The sequence below is a fragment of the Streptomyces sp. NPDC034049 genome (assembly GCF_055575575.1).
The window spans coordinates 581,010-595,315 of sequence record NZ_JBVISJ010000002.1 but is presented as its reverse complement, the minus strand read 5'-3'; the positions used below and the strand labels follow the sequence as shown (position 1 = coordinate 595,315).

The 14,306-nt window shown below is 72.0% G+C and carries 15 protein-coding genes; 8 read left to right on the top strand and 7 right to left on the bottom strand.

The window, feature by feature from the left end; translation table 11 throughout:
• Positions 1–155 precede the first annotated feature (155 nt).
• Positions 156–419: a TM2 domain-containing protein gene (locus ACZ52C_RS07465; RefSeq protein ID WP_326578332.1), complete on the top strand. Its 264-nt coding sequence runs from the start codon at positions 156–158 to the stop codon at positions 417–419.
• Between the two features lie 219 nt (positions 420–638).
• On the opposite strand, the gene ACZ52C_RS07460 is transcribed toward ACZ52C_RS07465, so the two are convergent.
• The 6 genes from ACZ52C_RS07460 to ACZ52C_RS07435 all read right to left on the bottom strand — a co-directional run bounded on the left by ACZ52C_RS07460 (position 639) and on the right by ACZ52C_RS07435 (position 5,482).
• Positions 639–1,004 carry a hypothetical protein gene (locus ACZ52C_RS07460; RefSeq protein WP_469073838.1) on the bottom strand — a complete coding sequence of 122 codons (366 nt, stop codon included), beginning with the start codon at positions 1,002–1,004 and terminating at the stop codon, positions 639–641.
• Positions 1,005–1,205: 201 nt separating this feature from the next.
• Positions 1,206–1,985, bottom strand: a complete 780-nt coding sequence (locus ACZ52C_RS07455; protein WP_239756853.1) for a succinate dehydrogenase iron-sulfur subunit — start codon at positions 1,983–1,985, stop codon at positions 1,206–1,208.
• Entirely contained in the window at positions 1,985–3,739 is a 1,755-nt protein-coding gene (gene sdhA, locus ACZ52C_RS07450) for a succinate dehydrogenase flavoprotein subunit (RefSeq protein ID WP_469073837.1), read from the bottom strand. The genes ACZ52C_RS07455 and sdhA overlap by 1 nt, the downstream gene beginning before the upstream one ends.
• Before the next feature lie 23 nt (positions 3,740–3,762).
• Positions 3,763–4,254 (bottom strand): succinate dehydrogenase hydrophobic membrane anchor subunit, encoded by a 492-nt coding sequence (locus ACZ52C_RS07445; RefSeq protein ID WP_033525297.1) that lies wholly within the window; start codon positions 4,252–4,254, stop codon positions 3,763–3,765.
• Between the two features lie 5 nt (positions 4,255–4,259).
• On the bottom strand, positions 4,260–4,640 hold the full coding sequence (gene sdhC / locus ACZ52C_RS07440) for a succinate dehydrogenase, cytochrome b556 subunit (RefSeq protein ID WP_078936941.1): 381 nt from the start codon (positions 4,638–4,640) through the stop codon (positions 4,260–4,262).
• 212 nt (positions 4,641–4,852) lie between these two features.
• On the bottom strand, positions 4,853–5,482 hold the full coding sequence (locus ACZ52C_RS07435) for a 2-oxo-4-hydroxy-4-carboxy-5-ureidoimidazoline decarboxylase (RefSeq protein WP_469073836.1): 630 nt from the start codon (positions 5,480–5,482) through the stop codon (positions 4,853–4,855).
• Positions 5,483–5,748: 266 nt separating this feature from the next.
• Between ACZ52C_RS07435 and ACZ52C_RS07430 the strand changes: the two genes are divergently transcribed.
• The 5 genes from ACZ52C_RS07430 (at position 5,749) to ACZ52C_RS07410 (ending at position 10,196) form a co-directional block, all read left to right on the top strand.
• Entirely contained in the window at positions 5,749–7,344 is a 1,596-nt protein-coding gene (locus tag ACZ52C_RS07430; RefSeq protein ID WP_469074169.1) for a beta-N-acetylhexosaminidase, read from the top strand.
• A gap of 124 nt (positions 7,345–7,468) precedes the next feature.
• Positions 7,469–8,281, top strand: coding sequence for a DUF4328 domain-containing protein (locus ACZ52C_RS07425; RefSeq protein WP_469073835.1), 813 nt, complete (start codon positions 7,469–7,471; stop codon positions 8,279–8,281).
• A gap of 154 nt (positions 8,282–8,435) precedes the next feature.
• The gene (locus ACZ52C_RS07420; protein WP_469073834.1) at positions 8,436–8,981 is read left to right on the top strand and encodes a hypothetical protein; all 546 of its coding nucleotides are present in this window, start codon (positions 8,436–8,438) and stop codon (positions 8,979–8,981) included.
• Between the two features lie 85 nt (positions 8,982–9,066).
• Positions 9,067–9,648: a hypothetical protein gene (locus ACZ52C_RS07415; protein WP_469073833.1), complete on the top strand. Its 582-nt coding sequence runs from the start codon at positions 9,067–9,069 to the stop codon at positions 9,646–9,648.
• Positions 9,649–9,767: 119 nt separating this feature from the next.
• Entirely contained in the window at positions 9,768–10,196 is a 429-nt protein-coding gene (locus ACZ52C_RS07410) for a hypothetical protein (RefSeq protein ID WP_469073832.1), read from the top strand.
• A 119-nt stretch (positions 10,197–10,315) separates the two neighbouring features.
• Here ACZ52C_RS07410 and ACZ52C_RS07405 read toward each other — a convergent pair whose 3' ends face one another.
• On the bottom strand, positions 10,316–12,385 hold the full coding sequence (locus tag ACZ52C_RS07405) for an FG-GAP-like repeat-containing protein (protein WP_469073831.1): 2,070 nt from the start codon (positions 12,383–12,385) through the stop codon (positions 10,316–10,318).
• Positions 12,386–12,689: 304 nt separating this feature from the next.
• On the opposite strand from ACZ52C_RS07405, the gene ACZ52C_RS07400 reads away from it, so the two are divergent.
• Positions 12,690–13,331: an RNA polymerase sigma factor gene (locus ACZ52C_RS07400; protein ID WP_469074168.1), complete on the top strand. Its 642-nt coding sequence runs from the start codon at positions 12,690–12,692 to the stop codon at positions 13,329–13,331.
• A 71-nt stretch (positions 13,332–13,402) separates the two neighbouring features.
• Positions 13,403–14,281 carry a hypothetical protein gene (locus ACZ52C_RS07395; protein ID WP_469073830.1) on the top strand — a complete coding sequence of 293 codons (879 nt, stop codon included), beginning with the start codon at positions 13,403–13,405 and terminating at the stop codon, positions 14,279–14,281.
• Positions 14,282–14,306: the final 25 nt, after the last annotated feature.

Genomic DNA, 14,306 nt, shown 5'->3' with positions numbered 1-14,306 from the left:
CAGGGGGGATGACGGGGGATCACGTCGTGCTCGATCGTCGGCCGGTGTTCGCCGTGCCCGATCGCCGAAGGTTGTCCGCAACGCCTTCTCTCCTGTGATCGCTCCCGGAGCAATCCGCTTCGGTATCTCAGTCAGTACATCCAGGAGTTACTTCCATGACCGTCCCCACCCCTGACGCTCCCTTCGGCCACGACCCGCAGGGTCGCCCGTACTCCGACAAGTCGAAGATCGTCGCCGGTGTTCTGCAGCTCTTCCTCGGCACGCTCGGCATCGGTCGTTTCTACGTCGGTTCCGTCGGCGTGGGTGTCGCTCAGCTCCTCACCTGCGGTGGTCTGGGCTTCTGGTCCCTGATCGACGGCATCCTGTTCCTCACGAGCAACGACCGCACCGACTCCCAGGGTCGTGTCCTGCGCGGCTGATCAGGCCGCGGATCGCCCCCGAGGTGATCGACCGAAGGGCCTCGTCCGCCGCGGAGCCATCCCCAAGGCTCCGCGCGGGGACGGGGCCCTCGTGCGTGTGTCCCGCCGCCGTGGAGACCGGCTACGGCAGTCTCCGCAGCGGCGCCCCCGAGCCCGCCGTATTCCGTCGGCCGGAGCGCCCCGACCGCTGACGCGCGCCCGGTGGCGCCCCAAGACGGGTCACGGAGGGGGACGATGACGGCCTCGCAGATCGTCGGCCGGCTCGCCGCCGCCCACCTGCCCGTCGCCGCCACCACGGGCACGGCGATGCGGGGGGAGGCGCTGGAGGCCGTCGCCGCCCGCGGCTTCATCGAGAAACGCGGCCGCGCCACCGACCGGTGCGCGTGCCGTACCAGCAGCGTTCACGAACGGCGGTGGTACGCCGACGCGCACCTCGCCGCGTACTTCCTGGACGACCTCGACCTGAACCCCCTCCTCGGTGAACGGCTGCGCCATGCCGACCAACAGCTCCTGGAAGCGCTCGCCCGGGGCGAACCGCATGGAGGACATCGCGGCCGACGCCTGCGGCCACTGATCGCCCGCCACCCGCTGGGCCTGGGAACTCGGTTACTGCCGACGGTAGCCGCGGCCCGCGACGGGCGAAGGTGGAGCGGACGGGGGACAAGGGGGGCGGCCACGGGGGACGCCGGAAAGACGGAAGGCCCGCGGACGAGTCCGCGGGCCTTCCGGCGCGAGATCCGGTGCGGGACACCGGTGGAGGACGCCGGTACGCCGACCGGCGGTGGATCAGAAGCGGCGCGTGATGAGCGCCCGCTTCACCTCCTGGATCGCCTTGGTGACCTCGATACCGCGCGGGCAGGCGTCCGTGCAGTTGAACGTCGTCCGGCAACGCCACACGCCGTCACGGTCGTTGAGGATCTCCAGCCGCTGCTCACCGGCCTCGTCGCGCGAGTCGAAGATGAAGCGGTGGGCGTTGACGATCGCGGCCGGGCCGAAGTACTGGCCGTCGTTCCAGAACACCGGGCACGAGGACGTGCACGCGGCGCAGAGGATGCACTTCGTGGTGTCGTCGAAGCGCTCGCGGTCCTCGGCGGTCTGGAAGCGCTCGCGCGTCGGCTCGTTGGTGTCCTTCGTGATCAGGAAGGGCATCACGTCCCGGTACGCCTGGAAGAACGGCTCCATGTCCACGACCAGGTCCTTGAGGACCGTGAGGCCCTTGATGGGCTCGATCGTGATCGGCTTCTCGGGGTTGATGTCCTTGATCAGCGTCTTGCAGGCCAGACGGTTCTTGCCGTTGATCCGCATGGCGTCCGACCCGCAGATGCCGTGGGCGCAGGAACGGCGGAACGTCAGCGTGCCGTCCACGTCCCACTTGATCTTGTGCAGACCGTCGAGGACGCGCTCCTTGGGGTCGATCTCCAGCTGGAAGTCCTGCCAGCTGGCCTCGGCCGAGACCTCGGAGTTGAAGCGACGGACACGGAAGGTGACCGTGATGTACGGGGAGTCGGCGAAACCGGGCTCGGGGCTGCCGGCCGCGTCCGCCTTGTCCAGGGTCGGGGTTGCCATCAGTACTTACGCTCCATCGGCTGGTAGCGGGTCTGGACGACCGGCTTGTAGTCGAGGCGGACGGTCTCGGAGCCGTCGTCGCCGACCTCGCGGTACGCCATGGTGTGACGCATGAAGTTGACGTCGTCGCGGTTGGGGTAGTCCTCGCGGTAGTGACCGCCGCGGGACTCCTTGCGGGCGAGCGCGGAGACGGCCATGACCTCGGCCAGGTCGAGCAGGTTGCCCAGCTCGACGGCCTCCAGCAGGTCGGTGTTGAACCGCTTGCCCTTGTCCTGGATCGCCACGTTCTTGTAGCGCTCGCGCAGCTCGGCGATCTTCTCGACGGCCGTCTTGATCGTCTGCTCGGTGCGGAACACCATGACGTTGGCGTCCATGGTCTCCTGCAGCTCGCGCCGCAGCTCGGCCACGCGCTCGTTGCCCGTGGACGAGCGCAGCCGCTCGATCTGCTCGACGACCAGCGACTCCGGGTTCTCCGGCAGCTCGACGAAGTCCGCCTTCTGGGAGTACTCGGCGGCCGCGATGCCCGCCCGGCGCCCGAACACGTTGATGTCGAGCAGCGAGTTGGTGCCCAGACGGTTGGCGCCGTGCACGGAGACACAGGCGACCTCACCGGCGGCGTACAGGCCGGGGACGACGGTGGTGTTGTCGCTGAGGACCTCACCCTCGACGTTCGTCGGGATGCCGCCCATGGCGTAGTGCGCGGTCGGCTGGATCGGGATCGGGTCCGTGTAGGGCTCGATGCCGAGGTACGTCCGCGCGAACTCGGTGATGTCCGGGAGCTTGGCGTCGAGCTGCTCCGGCGGGAGGTGCGTGAGGTCGAGGTAGACGTGGTCGCCCTCGGGACCGCAGCCGCGGCCCTCACGGATCTCCGTGTAGATGGAGCGGGAGACGACGTCACGGGACGCGAGGTCCTTCATGACCGGCGCGTACTTCTCCATGAAGCGCTCGCCGTCCTTGTTGCGGAGGATGCCGCCCTCACCGCGGGCGCCCTCCGTCAGCAGGATGCCCATGCGCCAGATGCCGGTCGGGTGGAACTGGAAGAACTCCATGTCCTCCAGCGGCAGCCCGCGGCGGTACACGGCGGCCTGGCCGTCACCGGTCAGGGTGTGCGCGTTGGACGTCACCTTGAAGAACTTGCCGCAGCCGCCGGACGCGTAGATCACGGCCTTCGCCTGGAAGATGTGGATCTCACCGGTGGCGAGTTCGTACGCGACGACGCCCGCCGACTTCTTGACGCCGTCGACCTCGGTGATCAGCTGGTCCAGGACGTAGAACTCGTTGAAGAACTCCACGCCGTGTTTGACGCAGTTCTGGTACAGCGTCTGGAGGATCATGTGGCCGGTGCGGTCGGCCGCGTAGCAGGAGCGGCGGACCGGGGCCTCGCCGTGGTTCCTGCTGTGACCGCCGAAGCGGCGCTGGTCGATCGTCCCGTCGGGCGTCCGGTTGAACGGCAGGCCCATCTTCTCCAGGTCGAGGACGGAGTCGATGGCCTCCTTCGCCAGGATCTCGGCGGCGTCCTGGTCGACCAGGTAGTCACCGCCCTTGACCGTGTCGAAGGTGTGCCACTCCCAGTTGTCCTCCTCCACGTTGGCGAGCGCGGCGGCCATGCCGCCCTGCGCGGCGCCCGTGTGGGAGCGGGTGGGGTACAGCTTGGTCAGCACGGCGGTGCGGCTGCGCTGCGTGGACTCGATGGCCGCGCGCATACCGGCGCCGCCGGCGCCGACGATGACGGTGTCGTACTTGTGGATCTTCATGATCGGTTGCCTCAGCCCCGTGCCTAGCGGATGTTCGGGTCGAAGGTGAAGATCACCAGCGTGCCCAGCAGGATGGTGAACACCGTGGCGGTGTAGAGCAGGCCCTTGAGCCACAGCCGCGTGTTCGGGCGCTCCGCGTAGTCGTTGATGACCGTGCGCAGGCCGTTGGCGCCGTGCAGCATCGCGAGCCACAGCATCAGCAGGTCCCAGGTCTGCCAGAACGGGGACGCCCAGCGGCCCGCGACGAACGCGAAGCCGATCTTGGAGACGCCGCCGTCGAGGACGAGCTGGATCAGCAGGTGGCCGATGACCAGGACGACCAGGACGATGCCGGACAGACGCATGAAGAGCCACGCGGCCATCTCGAAGTTGCCGCGGGTCGACTTCGGGCTCTTCTTGGTGCGCTTACGGGGCGGCTCGATGAGGGGGGCCGGGTTGTCGGGGCTGTAGCCCGACAGTTCCCCGGTGCCCTCGACGGGGCCGATGCCGGATGCGGTGGTTTCAGTGGCGGACATCTGTCTCAGCTCCCGAAGACTTCACGAGCGGCGTGGCCGAGGACGGGGTACAGGGCCCCGATCATCAGGACGAGCCAGATGCCGACGACGGACCAGAGCATCGTCTTCTGGTGTCGGGGGCCGTTGGACCAGAAGTCGACGGCGATGACCCGAAGACCGTTGAGCGCGTGGAAGAGGATGGCGGCCACGAGGCCGTACTCCAGCAGCGCGACGATCGGCGTCTTGTACGTGGCCACGACCTTGTCGTAGGCGTCGGGGGAGACACGTACGAGAGCGGTGTCCAGCACGTGTACGAACAGGAAGAAGAAGATGAGGACGCCGGTGACTCGATGAGCCACCCAGGACCACATTCCTTCCCGGCCGCGGTACAGCGTTCCAGCCGGCACGGAAGAACCCTCCGGGAGCGGGGATTGGGGCCGGCCGGCTTGCTTGTCGGTCTGACCCGGCCGGGTACGGTCCACCGGCCCCGGCCATGGTAGCGACGTCGTTGCGCTTGGCTTAAGCCGGGAGGGTTGGTGTGATCAAACTGGCATACAAAGGTGCACGTAAGGGTGAGTAGCGGGCGGCATCCGGGCCGGTCGCGCGGTTTCCCGTGGCCCTAGAGGACCGCATGGCTCCCCGCGCCCCTGAGGAGGTGGCCCGTCAGGCGTTCTCGCGCCAGGCGGCGCAGCTCCTCCCCGACCACCACGCGCTCCTCCTCCGGGTCGTTCGAGAGGCGGGAGCGGATGCCCTCCAGGGTGCGGTCGAGGAGTTCGTCGGGGTGGGCGGTGCCGCGGGCGATGACGAAGACGTGGCCGAAGCGGGCCTCGTACGCGGCGTGCGCGGCGTCGAGGGCGGTGTGGGCGACGCCGTAGATGTCGTCGGGGAGGACGGGGAGGGTCTCGCCCGCCAGCGCCTCGGCCAGGTCCGCCGCCGTGAGGTCGTACGCGGCCTCGTCGGAGGCGGCGAGGAGGGCGTCGACGTCGGGGTAGGGGCGGTGGTCGGTGAGGCGGTGCGCCCAGCGCAGGCTGCGGAGGCAGCCGAGGAGGTCCTGCCGGGCGGTCTCGGCGGGAGCGTGGTTGAACCGCTCCAGGGGCGAGAGGCCGGGAGTGGGGGCCTGCTCCGGAACGGCGACCTGGCCGGGGAGGTGCGGGAGACGGTGCGGAGGCAGCGTGGGTCCTCGGCGGTGCGTAGGGGTCGGCTGGGCAGGCTGTGCGAAAGGTGCCACCACGTTATCGAGGCGGTTCATGGGCTGTCCGTTCGATGCCCGAAATTCACCCGGACGGGAGAGTTTCGGAACCTGTGGTGGACGGTTCGGGCGGTGGGACGTCGTAGGTTCGAGAAGGGGGCTCGGTGGAGAGCCGGGTGTGGGACCGGGGGCAGAGCGTGGCGAGAGGTGTGTGAGATGTCGTGGACGGTGAGCGGGACCAGGACCGGTACGGGGACCGGGGGCGTGTCGTGAACCGGGGCCGGCGCAGGGCACCCCGCAGGAAGACGGCGATCACGTCGAAAGGGTTGCTCCTGGGCACGGGAGTCGTGCTGGCGGGCGGCGCGGTCGCGGTGGCCGTGACCGTGTGGCCGGGCGACGGGACGTCGACGTCCGGTGGATCGGGCCCGTCGCCGGAGCAGACGGCCGTGGGCGCCCCCCGGACCACCCCCTCCGCGTCCCCGTCGCCGTCGCGCACCTATCCCCTGTCGGCGAAGCCGCGGACCGTCCCCGCCGTCCGGCAGCACGAGGCCGCCCGCGGCCCCGGCTGGAAGCCCGCCGACGGGGGCCGGGTCGTCGTACGGAACGCCGCCCTGGCCGACGAGGGGCGGCTGACCGCCGGGGAACTGGGCCTGACGTACGCGGGCGAGACGCGGCCCCGGGACGGTGACGTGGAACTGGCGCTCACCGGGGCGGACGCGCCGCGGTCGGAGGCGTACACGCTGACCGTGAAGGACGGCCGGGCGCGGATCGCCGCGCCCGCCGAGGCGGGCGTCTTCTACGGCACCCGCACCCTGAAGCAGGAGGTGCGCGGCGGCGGTACGGCGCCGGAGGGCGTCGTCCGGGACGAGCCGGCCAAGCCGCAGCGCGGGTTCATGCTCGACATCGCGCGCAAGCACTTCACGGCGGGCTGGATCGAGGACCGCGTCCGTGAGCTGGGCGACCTGAAGTACAACCAGCTCGGTCTGCACTTCTCCGACGACCAGGGGTTCCGGATCGAGTCCACGAGCCACCCCGAGGTGGTGTCCCGGCAGCACCTCACCAAGGCCCAGGTGAGGAAGATCCTGGACCTCGCGGAGAGCCGCCACATCGAGGTCGTGCCCGAGATCGACTCGCCGGGGCACCTGGGGGCCGTGATCGCGGGCAACCCGGGGCTCCAGCTGAAGAACGCGCAGGGCGAGGCCGCGAGCGGCGCCGTCGACATCTCCAACCCGCGTTCCGCCGTGGTCGTGGACGAACTGCTCGACGAGTACGCCGACCTGTTCGACGGGGCGGACTGGCACCTCGGCGCCGACGAGTACCGGGCGCTGATGTCCTCGAACCCGGAGGCCTCGTATCCGCAGCTGGCCGCCGCCGCGCGCCAGAAGTACGGCGCCGGCGCGACCGTCGCCGATCTCGCCACCGGCTGGCTGAACGACCGCGCCGCGGTGATGCGCGGCCACGACCGGACCGTACGGGCCTGGAACGACGGGTTCTTCCGGGGCGGCTCGGTCCAGGCGGACAAGGCGATCCAGGTCGCGTACTGGACGGGCAAGGAGATCGGGGCCCGGCCGCCGGTGGAGTATCTGAGCGCCGGTCGCCAGGTGATCAACTACAACGACGAGTACCTGTACTACGTCCTCGGCGAACCCAACCAGTTCGTCTACCCGACCGGGCAGCGCATCTACGAGTCCTGGACCCCACGGGTGCTGCGCGGCACCACCGCCGTGCCCGCCCAGTACGACTCCCAGATCCTCGGCGGCTCCTTCGCCGTCTGGTGCGATCTCGCGAACAGGCAGACCGAGGCGCAGGTCGCGGCGGGCGTCCGGATGCCGCTGCGGGCGCTTTCGCAGAAGCTGTGGGACCCGGGGAAGCCGGCCCTGACCTGGGCGCAGTTCCGGGAGCTGGCGGGGAAGGTGAGCTGACCCTCCGGGGGCGGAACCGGGTGGACGGGCGGGACGGGGGAGTCGTAGGGTCCGCCTGTTCTTGTTGCTGCGCGTGAGGTTCTGGGGAGGAATCCGCGCTTCCATGGCCGGTCGGGGGATCTGAATGACGTGCACGCGCTGTCGGCAGTTCGACGCGGCGCCCGGGGGAGAACTCTGCCGGGCCTGCGAGGCCGAGGACCAGCATCCGGATGTGGGTGCGGGCCTCCCGAAGGCTCCGCCTCCGGGTGTCGGTGTGCCCCTGGGCCCGCCGCCCCTGTTGCAGTCGCCGGTGGGGCTGGGGCGGGCGGTGGCGATCCTGCTCGGGGTGGTCGCCGTGGCCGACCTGGTCGCGGTGTGGGCGGATCTCTCGCTCCTCGACGTGATGAACCGGATGCTGGCCGACGACTGGAGCGTTGCTCTGGAGCGTGATTCCGACCGGGCGGACGGGCTGATGGCGCTGGCCGCCGCCCTCCAGACGTTCACCTACCTGGCCACGGCCGTCGTCTTCTTGGTCTGGTTCCACCGGGTGCGGGTCAATGCCGAGGTGTTCGACCCCTTCGGGCATCGGAAGAAGCGAGGCTGGGCGATCGGCGGCTGGTTCGTTCCGGTGGTGAACCTGTGGTTCCCACGCCGGATCGCCGTCGACTGCTGGGAGGCGAGCGGCCCCTGGGGGAAGCCGAGGTCGCACGCGCTCGTCAACACCTGGTGGACGCTGTGGCTGCTCAGCCTCGTCGCGGGGGAAGTGGGCGACCGGGCGTACCTGCGGGCGGAGACGGCGGAGGAGTACCGGCCGGCCGCCCAGCAAATGCTGTTCGCGGACTCCCTGGAGATCGTGGCCGCCGTGTTCGCGGCCCTCTTCGTCCTCGCCCTCACCCGGATGCAGGACGACAAGGCGCGGAGCGGGCCGCGTGATCCGGAGCCGGTCGCCGGGCTCTGAGGCGTAGGCCGTCGCCGGTTTCTGTGCCGCAGAGCGTCTCGGTCCGGTCGGTCCGTCTCGGTCCGGTCGGTCCGTCTCGGTCTGTCTCGGGGCAACCGTGCGGATTGCCCGATTCCGGGGGCGGACCGCCGTACGGCTGTGGTCTATTCCCGGTATGGGGTACTGGGGGTACTACGTTGTCGGCAGGAGCGAGCGGCCGCTCAAGGAGCTGGACGCGCTGGCCGGAGCCGAGGCCCTGACGTTGTGCATGACGGCGGACGAGGGCTGGCAGATCTGGGCGTACCCGACGGGCGCGCCGGGCGCCGAGGCGGCCGGGGGCTCCGGGGGCACCGCCGATGTCGGCAACATGAACACGCTCGCCCGGGAGACGGGGGCGCCAGCGCTGTTCGGCTATGTCATGGACAGCGACTGCGTGGTCGTCGAGGCCGCCGGGCCGGAGAGCGGGGCGTGGACGACGTGTCTCGCGCGCCGCGCCATGGCCGCGTATCTGGGAGACGGGGACGGGCTCACCGTCGAGGACTACTTCCTCGAACCGCGCGACGCCGCCGGGCGCGCCGTCGCCTGGGCCGCCGAGGCGGGGCGGGACGTCGTCGAGCGGTCCCTGGTCGAGGTGTTGACCGCGGAGCCTGGACCGGCGGACCCCCTGGCTGAAAACATTCTGTTCCGGTTGCTCGACCGGCTCGGGGTCGTCCCTCTGTGACACTCCCGCGTCGTCGCACGCAGTAAGGGGAAGTGCGGGCTCCGTATAACCGGGGCGCGATCGAGCGGGATCTAGGGGAGGCGCGATGAGCCTGGTGGAGCTGATGGCCCAGGCCGACGAACGTGGTCTGGCGGCCGGGGGTCTGGCTTGTTTGGACCGCTGCGTACCGCTCCTCGGGGGCGACGACGAGGTCCTGCGTCCGCTCTGGGCGGGACTCGTGGACGAGGGGGAGGAGTGGGGCGAGCGCCTCGCGAAGATACGCGGCGAACTGGCACCACCGGGCCCGCCCGAAGCCGGCTCCGGCGTGAGCGGCGGTGAGGAGATCGTCGTGCTCGCCCGCGGGATGCTCGACGCGGTTCCCGAGGAGCCGTCCGGCGAAGGGCTGCGGGAGTGGGCGGAGGTGTGCTCCGTCGCCGCCCTGCGGATCCATCAGCTGCTCGACCCGCTGGACGCCGGGAACGCCGCCTCCGTGGCGGCGTGCCGCGAGGGCCGCACCGAGGGTGCCTCCCATCTCGTCGCCGCCGAACTGCGCCGTCAGATCGTGGTGTTGGAACTGCTCGCCCAGCACGGCGCGGCGGGACTGCGGCAGGCGCTCGGGGTGGCCACGGAGGGGCGGCGGGTGCTGCGGGCGGTCGTGTCGCGGCGCGCGCGGGGGGCGCGGCGGTAAACCTCGTTTCCTGGCGGGTCCTGTGGGTGTCCTGGGGCCGGGTGTGGCGGTCCTGCGCCGGTGTCGAGGACGGGCCCGAATCGCGAAACGTCTCGTGCCGGGCGGGCGCTTTCCCGAGTGTGAGCGCACAGCAGACATTCAGTTCGGTCGGTACCACCAGCGCACCGGGGAGCCGTGGGAACCGGCCCGGTAGCGCGGCGAAGCCCCTGCGGTGGGCGGCCGACGCGGTGGCGATGATGCGGGAAGGGGCGCGGGTGCGCCTCGACTACTCGACGCAGAGCCTGTGGCGGGTGGACCGGATGATCGAGGAGATCCGCCGGGAGGGGGCGCCGTACGCCGCCGTGGAGGGGGCGTTGCGGGGTTTCGGGGCGTACGGCGGAGAGGTCGTCGTGCGCTGGGCCGGCGGTGAATGGGTCGAGGCGGAGGGCGGCTACTGGGTGCGTACCCGGGACGGCCGCTTCTGGGACCCCTTCGACGAGGCCCGCCGCTGCTTCACGGGCGACGGGTCACTGCGGCTGCTGTGCCACGACGCGATGCCCTCCGGGTGAGGGCGGTTGTTCGTCTGCGGGTGCGCGGGGCTTCTCGCACAGTTCCCCGCGCCCCTGAAAAGCGGGGGCTGCGCCCCCTGCTTCTCATCGGAGGGCCCCCACCGGACCCGTACGTGGGATCACGGCGTCAGCAGTTGTCCCAGGCGGCTTCCCGTCGGCGCTCCCAGTTGCGTCACCCCGTAGTACACGGACCGTGAAGCCACCGGCACACCGCCCACCGACGGCACGAACAGGACCGTTCCGTTCCCGGTGTCCTCGCCCTCCACGCCGACCAGCACATCGGCATACCCGTCCCCGGTGACATCCGTCCCCGACACCGCCGACCCGAACCGGTCCCCCGCCTCGGTGGAACCGGCGACATCCGGCGCGTCCTGCGAGAGCGCCAGCGACCCCGCCCCGCTCACCCCGGCCGCGGCCCCCTTCAACAGCCACACCGACCCCGCGTCGGCCCGGTTCTTCCCGTCCCGCGTGATGTCCTCGCCCGGCGCGCCGGTGAGCACGTCGGCGTACCCGTCGGCGTCGACATCGCCGACGGACACCGTCGAGCCGAAGCCGTCCGAGGTCTCGGAGGCACCCTCCACCCCGGCCGTGGCCTGGTGCACCGTCCGCGTCCCCGTCGCACCGAGGCCGGTGGAGGTGCCGGGGACCACGGTCACCTGACCGCCCGCGTTGCCGCCGGACTCGGAGGCGTACGGCTGCCCGACGACCAGGTCGTCGTACCCGTCGCCGTCGATGTCGCCCGCCCCGACGGCTCGCCCGCCCTTCACGGTCAGCGTTCCGACCTTCGTCAGCCCCAGCGACCGGGAGCCCTTGAACCAGACGACCCGGCCGATGCCGGACGCGTCACGGTAGGTGAGGGCCACGTCGGCGTAGCCGTCCCGGTTGAAGTCGCCGGTCGCGGCGTCCGCGTACGCCAGGGACCCGGTCGCCGTGGTGAGGTCCCCGGCGACCTCGTGGCCGTCGCCGAAGCGGGCCGCCCAGTTGCCGCCCGTACCGGTCGCGGCGGTGAACACGTCCGCCCTGCCGTCCGCGTTGAAGTCCCCGGCCGCCACCGTCGCGCCGAACCGCGCGCCGGCCGGCTCGTAGTCGTCGCCGAGGGCCATCGTGTCGGCGTCGGCGGTGAACGACGGCCCGTAGAGGATCGTCACCGCGCCCCGGTCCGCGTGCCCGGTGGTGTCGTCCTCGCCGGGCGCGCCGACCACGAGATCCGCGTCCCCGTCGCCGTCGACGTCGCCCCACGCGGTCGCCGCGCCCCACTGGTCGCCGGACTCGGCGGCGCCCGGCACACCCGCGCTCGCCTGGTCCAGCCGGAGCCTCGCGGTCGCCACGGGGCCGTTCGCGCCGCCCGGCACCAGGGTGACCCAGCCGCTGCCGACCCGGGGCGTCGGCGTCACCAGGTCGCTCACGCCGTCCCCCGTGTAGTCGGCGGTCGGGATCGCGGAGGAACGGCCCGCGGAGGCGGCGTAGCGACGTATCTCGGGGAGTTCGGAGTAGAGGCCGGCTCCCGGGGACGTGAGGGACGCCGCGTCGCTGCCGCCGGAGATCACGTCCAGCTCCGCGGACTCGCCGTGCGTGTACACACCGGTGTCCTCGGACGCCGTGAGCGTCACCTTGCCCGTGGGGTCGCCCGCGTACTGGCCCAGCTTCCACGCCGCCAGCCGTGCCACGGACTCCACGGCCGCCCGGCTCGGCCCGCCGCCGTCGAAGTCGCCGAGGACCGCGATGCCCGTCGACTCCCCGTCGAACCCGGGGGTGTGGGCGCCCCGCACCGGCAGGTCCGCGCCGCCCGCCCGGCCCTCGTAGATCCGGCCGCACTTGTCGACGACGAAGTTGTAGCCGAGGTCGCCCCGGCCGGCCGTCCCGATGTCGTCCGCCATGAGCGCGCGGATCAGGGCGGGCGACTCGGCGCAGCTGTAGTCGTCGGTGCCGCCGGTGTCGTGGACGAACACCGCGCCGATCCGGTCGACGTACTCGGCCGTCCCCGTCACGGCCGACTCGTCCGCGCCCCACGCCGCCCGGCTGACGATCGGGGGACGGGTGACGGTCGAGGGGCGGGCGGTGGGTCCGTCGGCGGCGGCGGTACCGGCGCCCGGCCCGACCACCGTGTACGACACCAGGCCCGCGCCGCCGGCCACGACGGCCCCCAGCGTCCGCCAGACCCTCCGCTTCGGCCCCACCGGCTCCGACACATGGCTCCTACGGCGACTCAAATACCCCACCCCTGTAAGAACGGTACGAAGACACCACCCGGCACACGGGTGACCCTTCTATTCAGCGCACAGGGGTCCGCGCAGATCGACATCGGGGGGTGCGGGTGTGCCCTATGTCACGGAGGAGGCCGGTGTTTCCGCTTCCGGGTGATGTGGGCCGCCCCGCGGACGCTCTCCGGGGGCGCGCCCGGGCCGCAGTGACACTTCCGCGAGCCGCGACGCAGAGGAGCGTGGGGGCTTGGCGGCGGTCGGGACGGCCCCCGGGACGGCGATCCCGGCACTGATGTGGCGCTGTCACGGACAGGTGTGGAGCCAGGGAGGGGAACCTCGGCGCGTGCAGGCGTACGACGCGGAACTGGGCGCGGCCGTCGCGCGGGCCCAGGCCGGGGACGAGGCCGCGTTCGCGGTGGCCTACCGGCTCGTGCAGCCCGGGCTGCTGGGGTATCTGCGCGGCATCGTCGGGGACGACGCGGAGGACGTCGCCTCGGACGCCTGGCTGGAGATCGCGCGGGACCTCGGCCGGTTCAAGGGCGACGGGGCGGGCTTCCGGGGCTGGAGCGCGACCATCGCCCGGCACCGGGCCCTGGACCATCTGCGGCGCCAGCGGGTCAGACCCCGGGCGACCGCGCTGGAGAACGACCTGCTGGAACTGCCGGGCGCGCACAGCACCCAGGACCAGGCGCTGGAGAGCCTCTCCACCGAGCAGGCCCTGGCGCTGGTCGCCCGGCTGCCCCGCGACCAGGCCGAGGCCGTCCTGCTGCGCGTGGTCGTCGGCCTGGACGGCCCCGCCGCCGCCCGCGTCCTCGGCAAACGCCCCGGCGCGGTCCGTACCGCCACCCACCGGGGCCTGAAGCGTCTCGCCCAGCTCCTCCGGAGCGAGGGTGTGACGGATGACGGCCCCCGGACGCTGGGGGAGTCGAGATGACCGACAGCGACGTCGGGACCCATGGGTGGAGGGAAGGGCGCGAGATGCCGTCGGGCAGGACGGAGCCGGAGATGAGCGACCGGCCTGACAACGGAGAACGGCACGACACCGTCTCCGCTGCCCCCGACACCGTCTCCCCTGCCCCCGTCCCCGCGCCCCCTGCGGCCACGGGCACCCCGTCCGCCGCGTTCCGTGAGGGCGCCTCCGTCGATTCGCTCCTCGCCGCCGCCGTGCGCGCGGCCGCGTCGGACGACCGTGCGGGGGAGGCGCGCGCCGTGGCGGCCTTCCGGGCGGCGCGGGAGAGCGGGGGCCGTACGGCCCGTACCCGGCGGCGCGACGACTGGCGGCCGAACGCCCGGCGCCGCGTCCAGCTCTCCGTCCGCACCACCCTGGCGGTCCTGCTGGCCAGCCTCACCCTCGGCGGAGCCGCCTTCGCGGCGATCGGCTCGGCCACCCACGGCGACAAGGGCGCCGACCGTGACTCCGGGGAGTACGGACACCGTGAGCGTCCCGCCCGCCCCGGCGGCGCCCCGACCCCGCCCGGCCCCGCGGACGTCCCGCGCCCCGGTACCGCGAGCCCGGACACCTCCGCCCCGGCCGAACGGGGTGGCGCGTCCCGGAGCCCGGACGACTCCCGCCGACAGGCCGACCGACGCGACGAAGGCAAGCCCTCCGACGACAGCCGACGCCAGTCACCCCGGCCCGCCGAACCCAACGGGCCGAACGAACCGAACGGGCAGAGCGAGGAGAACGGGCAGAGCGAGGAGAGCGGGCAGAACGGGCCGACCGGTTCGAAGGCGCCCGACGAGGCGGGGCGGTCGCACGTGTCCGGCGGCGATCGACCGGAGCCGACGGCCGGGGACGAGGACGAGATCGAGGGCGGCGCCCCGCAGAACGCGCCGCAGAAGGCCCCGCAGACCTCGCCGCAGAAAGCCGCCGGAACGAAGTAAGGCCGGCGTGCTCGCAAGACCCCCG

Bases quoted from the DNA above. Each gene is read 5' to 3' on its own strand.
- ACZ52C_RS07465 (WP_326578332.1), top strand. From the start codon at position 156: ATGACCGTCCCCACCCCTGACGCTCCCTTCGGCCACGACCCGCAGGGT.
- ACZ52C_RS07455 (WP_239756853.1), bottom strand. From the start codon at position 1,985: ATGGCAACCCCGACCCTGGACAAGGCGGACGCGGCCGGCAGCCCCGAG.
- sdhA (WP_469073837.1), bottom strand. From the start codon at position 3,739: ATGAAGATCCACAAGTACGACACCGTCATCGTCGGCGCCGGCGGCGCC.
- ACZ52C_RS07445 (WP_033525297.1), bottom strand. From the start codon at position 4,254: ATGTCCGCCACTGAAACCACCGCATCCGGCATCGGCCCCGTCGAGGGC.
- ACZ52C_RS07435 (WP_469073836.1), bottom strand. From the start codon at position 5,482: ATGAACCGCCTCGATAACGTGGTGGCACCTTTCGCACAGCCTGCCCAG.
- ACZ52C_RS07425 (WP_469073835.1), top strand. From the start codon at position 7,469: ATGACGTGCACGCGCTGTCGGCAGTTCGACGCGGCGCCCGGGGGAGAA.
- ACZ52C_RS07420 (WP_469073834.1), top strand. From the start codon at position 8,436: ATGGGGTACTGGGGGTACTACGTTGTCGGCAGGAGCGAGCGGCCGCTC.
- ACZ52C_RS07415 (WP_469073833.1), top strand. From the start codon at position 9,067: ATGAGCCTGGTGGAGCTGATGGCCCAGGCCGACGAACGTGGTCTGGCG.
- ACZ52C_RS07400 (WP_469074168.1), top strand. From the start codon at position 12,690: ATGTGGCGCTGTCACGGACAGGTGTGGAGCCAGGGAGGGGAACCTCGG.
- ACZ52C_RS07395 (WP_469073830.1), top strand. From the start codon at position 13,403: ATGAGCGACCGGCCTGACAACGGAGAACGGCACGACACCGTCTCCGCT.